Origin of the sequence: Agrobacterium tumefaciens, assembly GCF_009649785.1 — a bacterium.
Lineage (GTDB): Bacteria > Pseudomonadota > Alphaproteobacteria > Rhizobiales > Rhizobiaceae > Agrobacterium > Agrobacterium tumefaciens.
This window is the reverse complement of the sequence record NZ_WJOK01000018.1, coordinates 22154-39780: the sequence shown is the minus strand read 5'-3', so window position 1 is coordinate 39780 and position 17627 is coordinate 22154. Positions and strand designations below refer to the sequence as shown.

General features: G+C 60.1%; 18 protein-coding genes. 7 read left to right on the top strand and 11 right to left on the bottom strand.

What is annotated here, in order from left to right:
* Positions 1-248: 248 nt before the first annotated feature.
* From cysS to alr, 7 genes are all read right to left on the bottom strand, one after another.
* The gene (gene cysS / locus GH784_RS18730) at positions 249-1634 is read right to left on the bottom strand and encodes a cysteine--tRNA ligase (protein WP_065704806.1); all 1386 of its coding nucleotides are present in this window, start codon (positions 1632-1634) and stop codon (positions 249-251) included.
* Between the two features lie 225 nt (positions 1635-1859).
* Entirely contained in the window at positions 1860-2600 is a 741-nt protein-coding gene (locus GH784_RS18725) for an SDR family NAD(P)-dependent oxidoreductase (RefSeq protein ID WP_065704804.1), read from the bottom strand.
* A 150-nt stretch (positions 2601-2750) separates the two neighbouring features.
* Positions 2751-4244 (bottom strand): amidophosphoribosyltransferase, encoded by a 1494-nt coding sequence (gene purF, locus GH784_RS18720; RefSeq protein ID WP_003512343.1) that lies wholly within the window; start codon positions 4242-4244, stop codon positions 2751-2753.
* A gap of 138 nt (positions 4245-4382) precedes the next feature.
* Positions 4383-4970, bottom strand: coding sequence for a CvpA family protein (locus tag GH784_RS18715; RefSeq protein ID WP_003512345.1), 588 nt, complete (start codon positions 4968-4970; stop codon positions 4383-4385).
* 95 nt (positions 4971-5065) lie between these two features.
* On the bottom strand, positions 5066-6466 hold the full coding sequence (gene radA / locus GH784_RS18710; protein WP_003512347.1) for a DNA repair protein RadA: 1401 nt from the start codon (positions 6464-6466) through the stop codon (positions 5066-5068).
* Between the two features lie 197 nt (positions 6467-6663).
* Complete coding sequence (locus tag GH784_RS18705; RefSeq protein WP_065704800.1) at positions 6664-6930, bottom strand: type II toxin-antitoxin system ParD family antitoxin; 267 nt, start codon at positions 6928-6930, stop codon at positions 6664-6666.
* A gap of 65 nt (positions 6931-6995) precedes the next feature.
* Complete coding sequence (gene alr / locus GH784_RS18700) at positions 6996-8171, bottom strand: alanine racemase (RefSeq protein ID WP_065704798.1); 1176 nt, start codon at positions 8169-8171, stop codon at positions 6996-6998.
* An 86-nt stretch (positions 8172-8257) separates the two neighbouring features.
* On the opposite strand from alr, the gene GH784_RS18695 reads away from it, so the two are divergent.
* The 3 genes from GH784_RS18695 (at position 8258) to GH784_RS18685 (ending at position 10211) form a co-directional block, all read left to right on the top strand.
* On the top strand, positions 8258-9115 hold the full coding sequence (locus GH784_RS18695) for an AraC family transcriptional regulator (protein ID WP_065704796.1): 858 nt from the start codon (positions 8258-8260) through the stop codon (positions 9113-9115).
* A gap of 92 nt (positions 9116-9207) precedes the next feature.
* Positions 9208-9912: an AzlC family ABC transporter permease gene (locus tag GH784_RS18690; protein WP_065704794.1), complete on the top strand. Its 705-nt coding sequence runs from the start codon at positions 9208-9210 to the stop codon at positions 9910-9912.
* Positions 9909-10211, top strand: coding sequence for an AzlD family protein (locus GH784_RS18685; RefSeq protein ID WP_003512357.1), 303 nt, complete (start codon positions 9909-9911; stop codon positions 10209-10211). Before GH784_RS18690 ends, GH784_RS18685 begins: the two co-directional genes overlap by 4 nt.
* Positions 10212-10302: 91 nt before the next feature.
* On the opposite strand, the gene GH784_RS18680 is transcribed toward GH784_RS18685, so the two are convergent.
* Complete coding sequence (locus GH784_RS18680) at positions 10303-11799, bottom strand: replicative DNA helicase (RefSeq protein ID WP_003512358.1); 1497 nt, start codon at positions 11797-11799, stop codon at positions 10303-10305.
* A gap of 57 nt (positions 11800-11856) precedes the next feature.
* Here GH784_RS18680 and GH784_RS18675 point away from each other — a divergent pair, with 57 nt between their 5' ends.
* Genes GH784_RS18675 through GH784_RS18660 form a run of 4 tightly spaced genes read left to right on the top strand, consistent with a single transcriptional unit; the run spans position 11857 to position 15348 of the window.
* Positions 11857-12069: a hypothetical protein gene (locus GH784_RS18675; protein WP_127966030.1), complete on the top strand. Its 213-nt coding sequence runs from the start codon at positions 11857-11859 to the stop codon at positions 12067-12069.
* Positions 12070-12109: 40 nt separating this feature from the next.
* Entirely contained in the window at positions 12110-12565 is a 456-nt protein-coding gene (locus GH784_RS18670; protein ID WP_003512359.1) for a MarR family winged helix-turn-helix transcriptional regulator, read from the top strand.
* The gene (locus GH784_RS18665; RefSeq protein ID WP_065704792.1) at positions 12562-14262 is read left to right on the top strand and encodes an MFS transporter; all 1701 of its coding nucleotides are present in this window, start codon (positions 12562-12564) and stop codon (positions 14260-14262) included. Before GH784_RS18670 ends, GH784_RS18665 begins: the two co-directional genes overlap by 4 nt.
* A gap of 18 nt (positions 14263-14280) precedes the next feature.
* On the top strand, positions 14281-15348 hold the full coding sequence (locus tag GH784_RS18660) for an HlyD family secretion protein (protein ID WP_003512361.1): 1068 nt from the start codon (positions 14281-14283) through the stop codon (positions 15346-15348).
* Positions 15349-15617: 269 nt separating this feature from the next.
* Here the strand turns inward: GH784_RS18660 and rplI are convergent, their stop codons facing one another.
* The 3 genes from rplI to rpsR all read right to left on the bottom strand — a co-directional run bounded on the left by rplI (position 15618) and on the right by rpsR (position 17619).
* Complete coding sequence (rplI, locus tag GH784_RS18655; protein WP_003512362.1) at positions 15618-16193, bottom strand: 50S ribosomal protein L9; 576 nt, start codon at positions 16191-16193, stop codon at positions 15618-15620.
* A gap of 14 nt (positions 16194-16207) precedes the next feature.
* Positions 16208-17182: a YybS family protein gene (locus GH784_RS18650; RefSeq protein WP_025592960.1), complete on the bottom strand. Its 975-nt coding sequence runs from the start codon at positions 17180-17182 to the stop codon at positions 16208-16210.
* A 188-nt stretch (positions 17183-17370) separates the two neighbouring features.
* Positions 17371-17619, bottom strand: a complete 249-nt coding sequence (gene rpsR / locus GH784_RS18645) for a 30S ribosomal protein S18 (RefSeq protein WP_003496832.1) — start codon at positions 17617-17619, stop codon at positions 17371-17373.
* Between the last annotated feature and the right edge of the window lie 8 nt (positions 17620-17627).

Genomic DNA, 17627 nt, shown 5'->3' with positions numbered 1-17627 from the left:
CGACTTGAACTGTTGCCGCGAGATTGTAGCATGGTGTGGACGAAATCAAGGGCCTGTCGTGGGGCATCACCCCCCTCTGCCCTGCCGGGCATCTCCCCCTCAAGGGGGGAGATCGACAAGCGGCTAGCACCCTGCCTATGGAATGCGCGGGGCCTTATCGCACTAGCGCGCGGCATCTGATCTCCCCCCTTGAGGGGGAGATGCCCGGCAGGGCAGAGGGGGGGTAAGTCCCAAGCCGCAGCAGCAAATTACCGCTTCAACTCCCAGGTCGTCGTCCGTTCCCCGGTTTCCTTATCCTTGCCATCCTTCAACTGAATGCCCTTCTCGGAAAGCTCGTCGCGCAAACGATCCGCCTCTGCAAAGTTCTTCACCTTCAGCATTTCCAGACGTAGTTGCACCAGAGCATCGACGGCTGAAACGATGGCCTCGTCCACTTCCGCTTTCTTCGGCAAAACGCCGAGCAGGGCGGCGCTGGCCGCAAAGGCGGGCAGGCGGGCAGGATCGGTGTTGGCGGCATGTGCCAGCGCGTGAAGCGCCTGCACGGCGGCAACCGTGTTCAGGTCGTCGGCAAGCGCATCAAGCACGGTTTCATCCGGTGCCGCGTCGGAGGCTTCGGCCGCCGGCCACTTGGCGAGAAGACGTTCGGCCTCTTCGAGACGCTTTACCGAAAAATCGATTGGCTCGCGGTAATGCGTCATCAGCATGGCAAGGCGAAGAACCTCGCCCGGCCATTGGCGGCCGCCGAATTTTTCGGTGTGCAGCAATTCATAGATGGTCACGAAGTTGCCCTCGGACTTCGACATCTTGCGGCCTTCCACCTGCACGAAGCCATTATGCATCCAAACATTGGCCATCACCTGCGTGCCGTGGGCGCAGCGGGATTGCGCGATTTCGTTCTCGTGATGCGGGAAGATGAGATCGAGCCCGCCGCCGTGAATGTCGAACACTTCGCCGAGGTAGCGACCGGCCATGGCCGAGCATTCGATGTGCCAGCCCGGACGGCCGCGGCCCCAGGGGCTTTCCCAGCCGGGCTCATTATCAGAGGAAAGTTTCCACAGCACGAAATCGCCGGGGGTCTTCTTGTGTGCTTCCACCGCCACGCGCGCGCCGGCCTGCTGTTCGTCCAGCGGGCGTTTGGACAACTGGCCGTAATCGGCCATCGAGCGGGTGTCGAACAGCACTTCGCCGCCCGCCGCATAGGCATGGCCGCGCGCGATCAGCTTCTCGATGATGTCGATCATCTCGGCGATGTAGTCGGTGGCGCGCGGTTCAACGGTCGGCTGTAGGCAGCCGAGTGCTGCCACATCCTCATGGAACTGGTCGGCGGTCTTTTTCGTCACCGCGTGGATGGCGTCATTCAGCGGCAGATGCGGATAGTCGCGCAACGCCCTTGCGTTGATCTTGTCGTCGAGATCGGTGATGTTGCGGGCGTAGGTCACATGGCTTTCGCCATAGACGTGGCGCAGCAGCCGGTAAAGAACATCGAAAACGATGACCGGGCGCGCATTGCCGATATGGGCGAAATCGTAAACCGTTGGTCCGCAGACATACATGCGCACATTGTCGGCGTCGATCGGCGCAAATTCCGTCTTTTCGCGTGTCAGGGTGTTGTGGAGTTTCAGGCGCAAGGACATGCGGGCGTTCCCTAAAGGCAGTCAATTGTCCTGGCCGGACCGTTTGTCTGTTGGACCTTGCGGGGAGACGAAAACGATCTGGCCGGTGGTGAACCAGCAAAAATTATTCAGCAGCAGGTGCAGATCGTTGTTTTCATGCCTTGCCTTATGGCGTGCCGGTGTTTCGCGGTCAAGCGTTTCTCGCAGGCGCCAGAAGCACCTTAAGAGACCGCCTTGACCAAAAGCCTATTCCGGCTGGCGGTAATCCAGGAATTTGCCTTCACGCGCCACGAAGAGCTTGCCGGTTTCGGTAAGCTCAGGCGAGGCGAGTTGAACAATGGCGGCGGCAACTTCAGAAGGGTGTGGCACGTCTGCGGGGTCTTCACCGGGCATGGCCTGGGCGCGCATGGCGGTGCGTGTCGCGCCGGGATTGATGCTGTTGATGCGCAGCGCGGTTTTATCGGTTTCCGCAGCCCAGGTCCGGGCAAGTGCCTCAACGGCGGCCTTGGAGGTGGAATAGACGCCCCAGAAGGGACGACAGCTATGGGCAGCACCCGAAGACAGGATCAACGCGCGCCCGGCATCCGATCGCAGGAGCAACGGTTCGACAGAGCGGATCAGCCGCCATGTAGCGGTGACATTGATGGTCATGACCCTTTCGAAGACTTTCGCTTCGATATGGCCGACCGGCGAGATGACGCCGAGAACACCGGCATTCGCGACCAGAATATCGAGCTTGCCCCAGCGCTCGAAGATATTGGCGCCCAGCGCATCGATGGCGTTCATGTCGGCGAGATCGAAGGGAACCAGCGTCGCGGTGCCGCCGACGGCCTTGATGGCGTCGTCCAGATCCTCGAGGCCGCCGACCGTGCGGGCGCAGGCAATGACGTGCGCACCGGCCTTGGCAAGCTCCAGCGCCGTGAAATAGCCGATACCGCGCGACGCGCCGGTGACGAGCGCGATCCTGCCCCTGAGATTGATGGTCATTTTGCCCCCTCCGAAATTCATTCCGCTTGTTTTATGAAGCCCCTGACGCCAACCGCAAGCGATCAAAACGCCGCAGCGGGTACTGTTTTAATCGCCCGCCACAAAAAAGCGGCCACCGGAAGCCGGTGGCCGCTTGTTATTTCGAGATTATCAGCCGTTGCTGGCCAGCACGGAAATCTTGCTGCCCATCGCCTCGCCGTTCTGGTCGAGAAGGCGCGTAGGGTAGTCGCCGGTAAAATAATGGTCCGTGAATTGCGGACGCGCATTGTTGCGGTTCTCGCCACCGACGGCGCGGTAAAGACCGTCGATCGACAGGAAGGCAAGCGAATCGGCGCCAATGAATTTCGCCATGGCGTCCACATCGGCATACTGGTTGGCGAGCAGCTTGTCGGCATCAGGCGTGTCTATGCCGTAGAAATCCGGATGGAAGATCATCGGGCTGGCAACGCGGATATGCACTTCTTTCGCGCCCGCTTCGCGGATCATCTGCACGATCTTCAATGAAGTCGTGCCGCGCACGATCGAATCATCCACCAGCACCACGCGCTTGCCTTCAATCATCGCCCGGTTGGCGGAATGCTTGAGCTTGACGCCAAAAGCGCGGATCTGCTGCGTCGGCTCGATGAAGGTACGGCCGACATAGTGGTTGCGGATGATTCCGTATTCGAACGGAATACCGCTTTCCTGCGCAAAACCGAGCGCTGCCGGCGTGCCGCCATCGGGAACCGGAACGACAACGTCAGCTTCCAGCGGCGCTTCCTTGGCAAGGTTCATGCCCATGTTCTTACGCGTCGTATAGACGTTGCGGCCGCCGACGACGGAATCGGGGCGAGCGAAATAAACATATTCGAACAGGCAGAGACGCTCCGGCTGCGGCTTCGAAGGCTTGCGCGCATCGATGGTGATCGAACCATCCGGCTGAATTTCGCAGATGATGACTTCGCCGTTTTCGACGTCACGCACGAATTTCGCGCCGATGATATCGAGAGCGCAGGTCTCCGAGCAGAAGATCGGCTTGCCGTCCAGCTCACCCATGACGAGCGGGCGGATGCCGATCGGGTCGCGGGCTGCGATCAGCTTGGTGCGGGTCATCGCCAGCATCGAATAGCCGCCTTCCATCTGGCGGATGGCGTCGATGAAACGGTCGGCAGTGGAGCTGTGACGCGAACGGGCGATGAGGTGCAGCACGACTTCGGTATCCGATGTCGACTGACAGATGGCGCCGGTGGCGATGATCTGTCGGCGAAGCGTCAGGCCATTGGTGAAATTGCCGTTATGGGCAATCGAAATGCCGCCTTCTTCCAGCTCGGCAAACAGTGGCTGCACGTTGCGCATCGCCACTTCGCCTGTTGTGGAGTAGCGGGTATGGCCAATAGCGATGGAGCCGGGCAGGCGGGCAAGGGTTGCCGGATCGGTATAATGATCGCCGACGAGGCCCATATGGCGTTCCTGATGGAAGCGCTTGCCATCGAAGGAGACGATGCCTGCTGCCTCCTGGCCGCGATGCTGAAGCGCATGCAGGCCGAGTGCAGTCAGGGCGGAGGCATCGGCGTGGCCGAGAATGCCGAACACGCCGCACTCTTCGTGCAGCGTGTCGCCGTCGATCTCTTCATTGAAAGTGGAATGCGAAAGCGGCTCAATCATCCGGCTTGCCCTTGCTCTCTACCGAGAAAAACGAAAGACCTCTCCGGTGAGCTTGTCTCCCGGTCGGCCAGTCTGTGTCGTGCTTGATATTTAGCACAAATAGCGCGCCTTGCATGCATTGCAAGGCGCGACACTGTGTCAATTATTCGTTGCCGGCGGATTTGTCGCCGGTACATCTTCCGCAGGCGTCTGCGCGGCTGCCGGTTCCTGCGGTTTTCCGAGGATACGGGCGCGGATCTGCGGCTCGATATCGTCAGGCAGAACCGCTTCCAGCTTGCCCACCAGCCCGTCGAGGAAAGGCTTGGACTTGGCCTGGGTTACCCATTGCGGCTGCGTCTTCACATCCACCAGCCAGTTCCAGAAGGCAACCGCGACGACCAGCAAGAGAATGCCGCGCGCTGCGCCGAACAGGAAACCCAGCGTGCGATCCAGCGCACCAATGCGGCTGTCGATGATGAAATCGGCAATGCGCGAGGTGATGAAGGAAATGACGACAAGGGAGATGAGGAAGACGACGCCTGCCGAACCGGCGATGGCGATCTTATCGTCATCGGTATAGTTGCGTGCATAGGGCAGCAGGATCGGGAAAAGATAATAGGCGGCGGCGACCGAACCGGCCCAGCTCGCGATGGACAGAATCTCGCGGGAAAAACCGCGCACCATCGCGAGAATGGCGGAGAAAAGAACAACGGCGATGACGATGCCGTCGAAAATTGTAATGGGCATATACCAACTCCGGAGGTGCGACGCCCTGTCAGGCGCTGCCTTGCCAATTGTGCGATCCTCTTACACCACTGTTTCCCTTGGCGAAAGGATCAATCTTAGTCGTCCTCAACCTGTTTGAACCGGTTGCCGGAACCGGCGATGCGCGCCACGAGGTCCGGCAGGCTTTCTATTTCCGTCCAGCGCCCCTTGCCCGCTTTCGGCAATTCAGCCGAAGCAGACGGCAGAAGTGCGGCGGAGAAACCGAGTTTTTCAGCTTCTTTCAAACGCTGGCCCGTATGCGAGACTGGCCGTACCGCGCCCGACAGGCTGATCTCGCCGAAATAGACGCAATCGGCGGGCAGGGCAAGACCGGCAAGCGAGGAAACCAGCGCAGAAGCTATCGCCATATCCGCAGCCGGTTCGGAAATGCGGTATCCGCCGGCGACGTTCAGATAAACGTCGTGCTGACCGAGCTTCACGCCGCAATGGGCTTCAAGCACGGCAAGGATCATGGCGAGCCGCGAACTGTCCCAGCCGACCACGGCGCGGCGCGGCGTGCCGAGCGAGGTGGCCGCGACCAGCGCCTGCACCTCGACCAGAATGGGACGGGTGCCCTCCATGCCGGCAAAGACTGCGGCACCGGGAGATTTCTCGTTGCGCTCGCCAAGGAACAGTTCGGACGGGTTTGAGACCTCGCGCAATCCGCGATCGGACATTTCAAACACGCCGATCTCGTCCGTCGGCCCGAAGCGGTTCTTGACGGTGCGCAGAATGCGGTAATGGTGGCCGCGGTCGCCTTCGAAATAAAGCACGGCGTCGACCATGTGCTCCACCACGCGGGGACCGGCGATCTGGCCTTCCTTGGTCACATGGCCCACCAGCACCATGGTCGCGCCCGTCTGCTTGGCGTAACGGATCATTGCCTGCACGCCGGTGCGCACCTGCGTTACCGTGCCGGGAGCGGAATCGGCCGTGTCGCTCCATAGCGTCTGGATGGAATCGATGATGACGAGATCGGGGCGCTTGCCCTCGGAAATCGTCGCCAGAATATCCTCGACATTGGTTTCTGCCGCCAGCAGCACGTCGGTTTCCGCCGCACCCAGCCGCTGGGCGCGCAGACGCACCTGCGCTACCGCTTCTTCGCCAGAAACATAGATGACGCGATGTCCGCGCCGTGAAAGGGCAGCTGCCGCCTGCATCAGCAGGGTCGATTTGCCGATGCCGGGATCGCCGCCGATCAACACCGCCGAACCGCGCACGAAACCGCCACCGGTTGCCCGGTCCAGTTCGCTGATGCCGGTCGGAATGCGCGGCGCCTCCTCGATCTCGCCCGAAAGCGCCGTAAGCGCGACCGCCCGGCCTTTTTTCGGCGTCTTGCCGGGGCCGGAACCGATGCCGCCCATCGGGTCTTCTTCGACGATGGTATTCCATTCGCCGCAGCCTTCGCATTTTCCCGCCCAGCGGGTATGAACCGTGCCGCAGTTCTGGCACACGAATTGGGTCTTGGCTTTGGCCATCTATGTCAGTTTTCTTCTTGTTTGAAATCTTTGGCGGAATTGTCCTGGTGGCGGTGCAGCAAGCGCAGAACGGTTAGATCGGCCTCGTCAACACGAAAGAAGATGACGCGCCCACGATAGGCAATACTGCGAAGCCCGGCCCATGGTCTTCGGCAAGATCGCGCCTTGCCCGCGTGGTCCAGATTGGGGTCCGGATTTTAATGACCGGTCCCCGTTTTTTGCTGCACGGAAACGCGTTTGATATCGCTCAGGAAGACGTCTTGTGAGGCATAGCGGTGAACCCGGCCTGCTTCAGCGTCGTCAATGCCCTGTATCAGCAATTTAAGCGCGACTCTTTTTCTTTCATCGCTGCTCAGTAATTGCAGGCTCGCATGAATAACGGCGTCCGCATCGCTATAGACACCCGCAGCCACCTGCTCTTCGATGAACTTTTCGTCCTGTTCGCTCAAATGGATTTCGGGCATTTCGATCTCCTTTTGTTCTCTTTTAGCACAGGTCGCTTCCGCTTTCCAAGAGCTAAAGACGTGGTTCAGTCGTCAGCCATCAGATATTGCCGCTCGTAGCGCAAACCAAGCCCCGTCAGCATTTCGTAACCGATGGTGCCGGCGGCGCGCGCCACCTCATCGAGCGGCACTTTCGGGCCGAAAAGCTCGATATAATCGCCGGTGCGGACAGCGTTTGCCGGTATGTCCGTGATATCGAAAATAGTGAGATCCATGGTTACACGACCGGCGACCGGCGCCTTGTGGCCGTTGACTACGCCGTAAGCACCGCCATGGCCCATTTCGCGCAATGGAATGCCGGAACCGGAAAGCGACCGCTGGTATCCGTCCGCGTAACCAACGGAAGCGATGGCAAGGCGGCTCGCCCGTTTCAGCAAATAGGTGCCGCCATAGCTGACTGTCTGGCCTTCGCCGGCCTCGCGAATCTGGATGATCCGCGCTTCGGCCCTTGCGACGGGCCGCATCGGGTTTGCCACATCGTTGATTGCCTCGCCGCCGTAAAGGGCAATGCCGGGGCGGGTGAGATCGAAATGATAATCCGGTCCCAGAAAGATCCCGGCAGAGGCGGAAAGGCTTGATTCGATTCCTTCGAAAGCGGCGCTAACCTTGCGGAATGATTCGAGCTGGACCTTATTCATGGGCGAAGACGGCGTGTCGGCGCAGGCGAGGTGGGAGAGCACCAGAACCGGATCGAAACTCGCAGGCCGGGTCACGTCGTCTGCCAGAAACAGCGCGTCGTCCAGCGGCAGGCCAAGCCGGTTGAAGCCGGTATCCACATGCAGCGCGCAGGGGTGTTCGCCGCGTTCGGCAACTGTCGCCATCCAGAAGGAAAGCTGTTCCTCCGAGGCCAGAACCGGCACGAGATCATTGTCGAAGACCTGACGCTCCTGGCCCTGCCAGATGCCTGACAGCACGAAGATGCGCGCTTCCGGTGCATAGGATCGCAAGGTCGCACCTTCGGACACCGTTGCCACGAAGAAGTCGCGTGCGCCGGCATGGTAGAGCGTCGCGCCGCAATCCTCGATACCGAGCCCGTAGGCATCTGCTTTCACGACAGCCGCCGTCCGCGCCTTGCCGGACCGCTTTTTCATGTCGCGCCAATTGTCGGCAAGCGCGCCGAGATCGACGGTCAGCCTCAGCGGCGCATGTTCGAAAGCGTCGGTTTCGTGTTCGGGAAATGTGTCTTCGAAGTCGTCTGTCATGCCATGCGTCCGGTTGATTTGGAACCGGTTCGGACCCTAGCACTTTTGTTCAAGACGGTAATGACCGATTGGTTTAAAGTCGTTCTATGCACAATGTTTCGCAGGAACAGGCCATAGACGTCATGCCGGTTGCAGCGACGGAAACGACGCGTTTCTGGCGCGACCCACGTTTTAGCGGCATGGAATGTCTGAGCGCGACGTTCCTGACACATGAATATTCGCCGCACGCGCATGATACCTTCTCGATCGGCGCGATCGAAAGCGGCTCGCAGATTTCCACCATTCAGGGCACCAGGGAACAGACCGGGCCGGGGCATCTCTATCTCATCAATCCGGACGAGATTCACGATGGTGCGCCGGGTGGCGGCGGTTATCGTTATCGGATGATCTATCCCGACGCATCGCTGCTGCGTGATATTATCGAGGATGTGACGGGCAGGGCTTTCCACGGAATGCCGTCCTTTCCAAGGTTTCTCCCGCGTGATCCGCAGATGGCCGCCGCTTTTCAGATGGCGCATCGCAGGCTGGAGGCCAAGTCCGGCGCTCTTGAGGCAGACGAGGGCATGTTCTCGGTTCTGGCGGCACTGTTCGGCAGGCATGGCAGCGCCATTATCCTGGCCGTTGAAACCCGCGAGAAGACGGCGGTCCATACCGCCCGCGACTATCTCTCCGATAATTACGAGACCGATATCGGCCTTGAGGAATTGGCGTCCATCGCTGGTCTCAGCCGCGCGCATCTCATCCGGGCCTTCCGCAAGGAGTTCCACATCACCCCGCATGCCTATCTGACGGATGTGCGCATAAGGCGGGCGCGCCGTCTTCTGCGTTCCGGCGAAATGCCGGCCGAGGTGGCTGCGCTGTGCGGTTTTGCCGATCAGGCGCATTTTACGCGGCATTTCAAGACGCGCACCGGCGTCACGCCGGGACAATTCCGGACGGCGTGATTTTGGTGGCCATTCCGAAGCGCAACGTCACTTTCATTCAAGACTGGAAAAACTTGCAGGCGTAATCGCATGTCTCTGAAAAGGAGAATGCAATGTCCGTACTGGAAAAACGTGCAGAGCTTGGCGCAGGCCTGAGAGCTGCGGCACCACTGTTGGTCGCCATGGTGCCGATCGGCGCCGTGTTCGGTGCAGTCGCGGTCGGCAAGGGATTGTCGACGCTGGAAGCCTCGCTGATGTCGATTCTCGTCTTTGCAGGTGGCTCGCAATTCGTCGCCCTGGATCTGTGGACGCATCCGGCAAGCTGGAGCGCGCTCGGTTTTGCCGCGCTGCTGGTCAATCTTCGCCATGTGCTGATGAGCGCTTCCATCGCTGGCAAGCTCGATGATTTTACCGGCTGGCGAAAATATGCGGCCATGCTGGTGCTGACGGACGAATCCTGGGCGCTATCGGAATTCAGGGCAGTTGCCGGCAGGCTGACGGCCGCATTTTTCACCGGCGCTGCGCTGTCAATCTACCTCGTCTGGAACATCGCCACGCTCACGGGCGCGCTTTTAGGCTCGGTGATGGGGGACATGACGGTTATCGGTCTGGACTTCGCTTTTCCGGCCGTGTTCATCGTGCTGCTGATGGGGTTCTGGAAGGGCAGGGAAACCGGCCTGGTGCTGCTGGCAAGCGCTGCCGCTGCCTTTGTCACGCACGCGCTGGTCCCAGGCGCCTGGTACATAGCCGCCGGTGCGCTTGCGGGGCTTTCCGTCGCAGCCTTCGGCCGCGAGGACAAGGTGGAGCAGCCGGCATGACGCTTGATACGAACACCCTGCTGGCGATTCTCGCCATGATGGCGGCCACCGTCGCTACGCGTCTTGGGGGTCTGCTGCTGGTCAACCATTTCACCCTGACGCCGCGTCTGAAAAAAGCGCTCGGCGTGGTTCCGCCTGCGGTCTTGATGGCTGTGGTGACGCCAACGGCATTCTCAAGCGGAATGGCGGAAACAATCGCCTGCGCGGTGACGGCAGTCGCGGCGCTCCGCCTCAGCCTGCTGCCAGCCGCAACGCTCGGCGTCGTCACCGTGGCGCTTTTGCGCGGAATCGGATTGTGAGGCAATCCCGCCAAAGTTCTGAAGAGATTCCCCAGTTTCGATTTAGAGCAGGCAGGGCGAAACGCTGACCTGTTTCCGCCCTCGGTTCAGATCAATGCTCTTCGTACTGGCTGAAGCTCGGGTCGGCCAGATCCGCGAAGCGGGTGAATTCGGACTGGAACGCGAGTTTCACTGTGCCGGTGGGTCCGTGACGCTGCTTGGCGATGATGACGTCCGCGGTGCCTTTCACCTTGTCGAACAGGGCCTCCCACTCGGCATATTTCGGATCGGAAATATCGCGCGGCTCCATGTTCTTGACGTAATACTCCTCACGGAACACGAACAGCACCACGTCGGCGTCCTGCTCGATCGAGCCCGATTCACGCAGGTCGGAAAGCTGCGGGCGCTTGTCTTCACGGCTTTCCACCGCACGGGAGAGCTGTGAAAGCGCGATGATGGGAACATTGAGTTCCTTGCCGAGCGCCTTAAGGCCCGTGGTGATCTGGGTGATTTCCTGCACGCGGTTCTCACCGCTTTTGCCGGCGCCGGTCATCAGCTGAATATAGTCGACCACCAGGACGTCAAGACCACGCTGGCGCTTCAGTCGACGTGCACGGGCGGAAAGCTGGGCGATGGAGATACCACCGGTCTGGTCGATGTAAAGCGGCACCTTCTGCATCATCTGGGAGCAGGCGACGAGCTTCTCGAAATCGGCCTCGGTAATGTCACCGCGGCGGATTTTCGAGGAAGACACTTCCGTCTGCTCTGAAATGATACGGGTTGCCAGCTGTTCGGACGACATTTCGAGCGAGTAGAAGCCGACGACGCCGCCGTTTTTCGCCTTGAACGAACCATCAGGCTGTACTTCCTGATCGTAGGTCGCCGCGATGTTATAGGCGATGTTGGTGGCAAGCGAGGTCTTGCCCATACCCGGACGACCGGCAAGTACGATAAGGTCGGAACGCTGCAGGCCGCCCATGCGGGCGTCGAGCGAGTGGATGCCGGTGGAAATGCCGGAAAGATTGCCGTCACGCTCGAAGGCGGCGCCCGCCATGTCGATCGCCAGCGCCACCGCATCGTTGAACGACTGGAAGCCGCCATCGTAGCGACCGGTTTCCGCCAGTTCGAACAGGCGGCGCTCGGTGTCTTCGATCTGCGCCTGCGGCGGCATGTCCAGCGGCGCATCATAGGCGATGTTGACGACATCCTCGCCGATCTGGATCAGCGCGCGGCGCAGCGCCAGATCATAGATCGCCCGACCGTAATCTTCCGCATTGATGATCGAAACGGCTTCTGCCGCCAGACGCGCCAGATATTGCGCCACCGTCAGGTCGCCGACCTTGTCGTCTGCGGGCAGGAAGGTCTTGATGGTCACCGGATTGGCGGTCTTGCCCATGCGGATGATGTCGCCCGCCACTTCGAAAATCTTGCGGTGCAGCGGTTCGTAAAGATGCACGGGCTTCAAGAAGTCCGACACGCGGTAATAGGCGTCGTTGTTAACGAGGATGGCGCCCAGCAGCGCCTGTTCGGCCTCGATATTGTTCGGCGCCTCGCGGTAATGCGGTTCCGCCGGTTGCGCGGGGGTGATCTTTCTCACAGCGTCGTTCATGGTTTGCACGATCTCCCTTTGCCTTGCCACTACACTTCGGGTTTGGCTTCCTTGGCCATGGCAGTCAATGATATTGTTGCAACACTCTATGGCAGCCTGACGTCCTGTCTGCGAAGCTGGATCACATCTTCAGTTGTCCCCAGCAATCCACAGGCGGGTGGGGACAAGGTGCGGGAAATTCCCGGCAACGTGATTCGCTGCCATGAGTTTATCGCATGGCAGACCCGACGTGAAAGAAACTTGAAAATCGGCAGGCTTCCAAATAAATAGGCAGAAAATAAGTAGTGTGCTAATTATAAGGCTTGCTGACATGTCCCGCGAAACCGACAAGGAACAGCTTCTGGACGAGGTGTCCGCCTTCACCCGCAAGCTGCGCGCATTTTTTGACGCGCGGGTAGGGGAAAGCGGCCTGACTTTGGCGCGTGCGCGTGCGCTTTTCGCGCTGTCGCGACGTGGGCCGCTGACCCAGACGGAGCTTGCCGAGGAAATGGAAATCGAAACGCCGACGCTGGTGCGCGTGCTTGACGGCATGGAGAAACAGAACCTCATCGAGCGACGCTCCGACGAAACCGACCGCCGTGCCAAACGCATCCACATGACGGAGGAGGGCGAGAAAACCTCCGAAACGGTGCAGGCGGTGGCAAAATCGCTCCGTTCTGAAATCGCCGCCGATGTTTCCTCGCAGGATCTGGCGATGGCGCTGGATGTCATGCGCAGGCTTTCGGCTAATCTGCAAAATCTGGCAAGCGGGAGGGCGCAATCGTGAGTACCGTGGTGCCGCAAACGGCAGACGAGAACGCCTCTGAAAATGTCGACGTTACGGTAAAGCCGGCGAACGTGCCGGAATCTGCTGCTGCGGCCGCCGCGCCGCAACCGGTGGAGCGGCCAGTGTGGCTGCGGCTGTGTTTCATCTTCGCGGGCCTGGCGTTCTTCATCACGCAAGGGTTGGGCATGAACCTCGTCATGGCCAATCTATACCAGTTGCAGGGCGAATTTTCCGCCACGGTGGCTGAGGTCGCCTGGCTCTCCGCCGCCTATATGGCCCCCTATGCCACGTTTTCCATCGCGCTGTTCAAGGTGCGAACGCAATATGGCCTGCGTCCCTTTGCCGAACTTTCGATCATCGTCTTCGTGGTTGCCTCCTGCCTCAACCTGTTCGTGACAGATTTGCATTCGGCGATCGTCATCCGCTTCCTCAGCGGCATGGCGGCGGCACCTCTTTCTTCGCTCGGCTTTCTCTACATTCTGGAGGCCTTTCCGCCGGCGCGGAAATTCTCGCTGGGCTTCAGCATCGCGCTCACCGGAACCTTGCTGTCTGCACCGCTCGCGCGCATCGTCTCGCCTTCCTTGCTGCAAATAGGCGGCTGGAATGCCCTTTACACGATGGAAATGGGCTTCGCGCTGATCTCGCTCGCCTTGATCTACCTGTTGAAAGTCACGCCGCCGCCGCGGGCGAAAGTCATCGAGCGCACGGATATTCTGAGCTACCTTCTGTTCGCGGGTGGCCTTGGCTGTCTCGCGGTCATGCTCACGCTTGGCCGGTTTTACTGGTGGTTCGAAACATGGTGGCTGGGCGTGCTCCTGGCCACGTCGATCACGCTTCTCACGCTGATGGTCGTCATCGAGTTGCCGCGCAAGAACCCGCTGCTTGACCTGCGCTGGATTTTTTCGAAAACCAACCTGCATGTCATAGCGGTCCTTCTCATCTACCGTGCAGTTTCCTCCGAGCAATCCTCGACGGCGGTGAGTTTCTACCAGCAGCTTGGCCTTTTGAACGACCAGACGATCACGCTTTATGCTCTGGTGCTTTTGGCGACGGTTCTCGGCGGTGCGGCCTGTGCCTGGCTGATGCTGACGAAATATGTCGATACCGCTCATGTGATTGCGCTTACCCTGATTGCGGCCGGCGCTTTTCTGGACAGCCAGTCCAACAACCTGACGCGGCCAGCGCAGATGTATCTGAGCCAGATGATGATCGCCTTCGGTGCGGCCATGTTCCTGCCGCCCGTTATGGCAAAGGGGTTCGCTGCCGCACTTGCGCGCGGAGCGCCCTATCTGGTGAATTTCATCACCATCTTCCTGTTCACCCAGATCACCGGATCGATGTTGATGACCGGGCTGCTCGGCAGTTTCGTGACGCTGCGCGAAAAATTCCATTCCAATATTCTGGTGGAAAATATCCTGCTCACCAACCCATTGGTCGCCCAGCGCGTGTCGCAACTTTCCGGCGCCTACAGCCACGTCATCACCGATCCGGCGCTGCTGAAGGCCGAGGGGCTTTCCCTCCTTGGCCAGCAGGTTACCAAGGAAGCCTATGTGCTCGCCTATAACGATACGTTCCTGTTGATTTCCACCGTTGCGGCGCTGGCGCTCATGGCGCTTTTGCTCCACCTTGCATGGCTGCGCATCCGTCCCCGCTTTTTCCGGGACAATGTCGATGCCGCGCCGGCGCCACAGTCTTGAACCTCCAAGAGTGATAATATGCTGAAGAAGATTTTTACCCCCGTTTCCATTCTCGTTCTGCTCGGTGGCCTCGCCGGCGTCGCGCTGGTGCTCTATGCATGGCGCCTGCCGCCATTCCTTTCCACCGTCGAAATGACCGACAACGCCTTCGTGCGTGGTTACGTGACGACGATGAGCCCGCAGGTGAGCGGTTATGTCGTGGATGTGCCGGTGAAGGACTATCAGGAGGTCAAACAGGGCACATTGCTGGCGAAGATCGACGACCGCATCTACCGCCAGAAGCAGGCGCAGGCGGGAGCCGCGCTGGATACGCAAAAAGCGGCACTGGACAATTCCCGCCAGCAGGAAAACGCCGCCAACGCCAATATCCGTTCCAGCGAGGCGGCGGTCGATAGCGCGCAGGCATCTCTGAAACAGGCGCAACTGGCATCAGACCGTCAGGACAACCTCATCAAAAGCGGTGCCGGCACCTCCAGCCTGCAGGAGGAGGCGCATGCCGCGCTTGAAAAGGCGAGGGCATCGCTCTCGCAGGCGAAAGCGGCACTTGAGGTCTCGCGGCAGGATTTGCAGACGATCATCGTTAACCGCAGTTCCCTGCAGGCCGCTGTCGCCAATGCTGAGGCTGCGGTCGAACTCGCCAGGATCGATCTCGACAATACCGAAATTCACGCGCCGGTGGACGGCAGGCTCGGCGAAATCGGCGTGCGCACCGGTCAGTATGTGACGGCCGGAACGCAGTTGATGGCGGTTGTGCCGCACGATGTCTGGGTCATCGCCAATTTCAAGGAAACCCAGCTCGCGGGCATGCAGGTCGGCCAGCCGGTGACGATCTCGGTGGATGCCCTGCATCGCCGCAAGCTCAACGGCCGCGTCGAGCGGTTCTCGCCCGCCACGGGATCGGAATTCGCTGTCATCAAGCCCGACAATGCCACCGGCAATTTCGTGAAGATCGCCCAGCGTCTCGGCGTGCGTATCGCAATCGACGCCGATCAGCCGCTGGCAGCGGATCTGTCGCCGGGCATGTCGGTGGTCGTGCATGTGGACAAGAGCGTGGCGCCTGAGGGGGCGGAGACGGCGGCGAGGTAGTCTGGCTATTGGAGTATGCCGAGAGGCGCCCCCTCTGTCCTCCCGGACATCTCCCCCACAAGGGTGGAGATCGAATTGTGGCTTGCGCTCGACAACCTCAACGTTGCGGCTATTAGCGATGTGGGATCGCCCTGCTGATCTCCCTCCTTGTGGGGGAGATGCCCGGCAGGGCAGAGGGGGGGTAACCTCTCCGCACACTCCAGTCACAAAACCAAAAAAACCCCGGATGTCGCCATCCGGGGTTTTCCTTATGACCACAAGGCCAAATCTTATTCGTCGTCGTCGTTGCCGTCAGCTTCCGGATCGAAGAAGTCTTCCGGACGCAGGGCGTCTTCGTCAACGCCGTAGATGGCGTCGGCGGAGGTGAGGCTTTCGCCCTTGGACTGACGCTCGGCTTCTTCGGCAGAACGGGCAACGTTCAGCTCGACCTGAAGCTCGACTTCGGCGTGCAGGTGCAGGGTAACGTTGTGCAGGCCGATGGTCTTGATCGGCGTGTTCAGTTCAACCTGGTTGCGGCCGATGTTGAAGCCTTCGGCGCCGAGGATTTCAACGACGTCGCGAGCAGCAACAGAACCGTAAAGCTGACCGGTTTCGCCAGCCGAGCGAACGACGATGAAGGACTTGCCTTCGAGTGCTTCGGCAACCTTCTGGGCTTCCGACTTGCGCTCCAGGTTACGGGCTTCAAGCGTTGCGCGCTCGGTTTCGAAACGGGTCTTGTTGGCGGCGTTGGCGCGCAGCGCCTTGCCCTGCGGCAGCAGGAAGTTACGTGCGTAACCGTCGCGAACCTTTACGGTTTCGCCCATCTGGCCGAGCTTGTTGATGCGTTCGAGAAGAATAACGTCCATCTTCTTGATCCTTTCTATGTGTTGGTTTCGTTCGTATTGTCAGTTTTCCGCGTTGGGGTGAGGGAGATCGTGCTGCGCACGTCGCTCAATCCCAAAACGAGAATGATAAGCAGCGGGAAGACAAAGACCGCCGAGAGATAGGCGAGGATGAGAACCGGCAGACGCCAGTCCTTTCCACGCGCGCGTTTGTGCAGCGAGGCGTAACCTGCCATCAGGAAGCCCGCGCCGAAGGTGCCGCAGACGACTGCGCCGACCATCGCGGCGACGCCACCGAAGAACATGGCGACGATGCCGCAGAGAAAAACGAAGATGGCGTTGCGGTGCATGCGCAGCGCGGAAGGAATGTCCTCGCGTGGGCGAAGACCCTTGCCGAAGGAACCGACCAGCCGGGCCGCGAAATAATAGGCAGCAAACAAAAGGATGACCCACAGGCCGCCCTGAACGATCGGCAGCATCAGAACCAGCAGCGACTTCGTCTGCGCCAGTGCCTCGACATTGGGTTCGAACAGCGGTTCGCGGCTCTGCACGGAGGTCATCATCAGATCGACCATGCGCGCGACGAGATCGGGACCGTAACCGATCATCCAGCCGAGAATGACGACGGCAACCGAAACCAGAAGGCAGAGATGCAGGACAATGCCGGACAGCGGATACCAGGCAAGCAGGTCATCCGGGCCGCCGAGTTCCGAGGCCGGGCGCGCCAGATTGGCAAGATGCGAAAGCCAGCCCGCCGGGATCAGCGTGAAGATCGCAATGGTCAGCGAGAAAAGCGGCGATATGACGAGCGCGCCGATGATAGCCGTGGTGATGATCGCAACGACGGCTGCGCGATTGCCCCAGCCCATGCCGGCGATGAAGATGGGCATGGCGGAACCGGCGTAAAGCAGGAAGGAAAAGGACGACTGTGCCGTTGCGCCAAGCGTTAGAAACGCCGCGCATATGCCGGCGAGAACGCCGGTGATCAGCACTGTCTGGTTCAACTTTTGCACTTCGCTGTCCTGCTGGAAACTTGAGCAGTTAGAGGACCGGTCCAATCAGGATCGTCGTCCCCAACATGGGTTTTATGGTATCGATCCGCGCCCAACGCGGAAGGATTTGAACTCGCAACCTACTAATTAAAAGTCAGTTGCATCGTGGAAGACGAGGCCGCGCCAAAGCGCGGCCTCGCTTCAAATCATTACGCTACGACGTAAGGCAGCAGGCCGAGGAAACGGGCGCGCTTGATCGCCTGGGCGAGTTCGCGCTGCTTCTTCTGGGAAACGGCCGTGATGCGGGAAGGAACGATCTTGCCGCGCTCGGAAATGTAGCGCTGCAGGAGACGAACGTCCTTGTAGTCGATCTTCGGAGCGTTTGCGCCGGAGAAGGGGCACGTCTTGCGACGACGGTGGAACGGGCGGCGTGCCTGGGAAGAGGATGTATCAGCCATTGGTCAAT

Bases quoted from the DNA above. Each gene is read 5' to 3' on its own strand.
- cysS (WP_065704806.1), bottom strand. From the start codon at position 1,634: ATGTCCTTGCGCCTGAAACTCCACAACACCCTGACACGCGAAAAGACG.
- GH784_RS18725 (WP_065704804.1), bottom strand. From the start codon at position 2,600: ATGACCATCAATCTCAGGGGCAGGATCGCGCTCGTCACCGGCGCGTCG.
- purF (WP_003512343.1), bottom strand. From the start codon at position 4,244: ATGATTGAGCCGCTTTCGCATTCCACTTTCAATGAAGAGATCGACGGC.
- GH784_RS18715 (WP_003512345.1), bottom strand. From the start codon at position 4,970: ATGCCCATTACAATTTTCGACGGCATCGTCATCGCCGTTGTTCTTTTC.
- radA (WP_003512347.1), bottom strand. From the start codon at position 6,466: ATGGCCAAAGCCAAGACCCAATTCGTGTGCCAGAACTGCGGCACGGTT.
- GH784_RS18705 (WP_065704800.1), bottom strand. From the start codon at position 6,930: ATGCCCGAAATCCATTTGAGCGAACAGGACGAAAAGTTCATCGAAGAG.
- alr (WP_065704798.1), bottom strand. From the start codon at position 8,171: ATGACAGACGACTTCGAAGACACATTTCCCGAACACGAAACCGACGCT.
- GH784_RS18695 (WP_065704796.1), top strand. From the start codon at position 8,258: ATGCACAATGTTTCGCAGGAACAGGCCATAGACGTCATGCCGGTTGCA.
- GH784_RS18690 (WP_065704794.1), top strand. From the start codon at position 9,208: ATGTCCGTACTGGAAAAACGTGCAGAGCTTGGCGCAGGCCTGAGAGCT.
- GH784_RS18685 (WP_003512357.1), top strand. From the start codon at position 9,909: ATGACGCTTGATACGAACACCCTGCTGGCGATTCTCGCCATGATGGCG.
- GH784_RS18680 (WP_003512358.1), bottom strand. From the start codon at position 11,799: ATGAACGACGCTGTGAGAAAGATCACCCCCGCGCAACCGGCGGAACCG.
- GH784_RS18675 (WP_127966030.1), top strand. From the start codon at position 11,857: ATGGCAGTCAATGATATTGTTGCAACACTCTATGGCAGCCTGACGTCC.
- GH784_RS18670 (WP_003512359.1), top strand. From the start codon at position 12,110: ATGTCCCGCGAAACCGACAAGGAACAGCTTCTGGACGAGGTGTCCGCC.
- GH784_RS18660 (WP_003512361.1), top strand. From the start codon at position 14,281: ATGCTGAAGAAGATTTTTACCCCCGTTTCCATTCTCGTTCTGCTCGGT.
- rplI (WP_003512362.1), bottom strand. From the start codon at position 16,193: ATGGACGTTATTCTTCTCGAACGCATCAACAAGCTCGGCCAGATGGGC.
- rpsR (WP_003496832.1), bottom strand. From the start codon at position 17,619: ATGGCTGATACATCCTCTTCCCAGGCACGCCGCCCGTTCCACCGTCGT.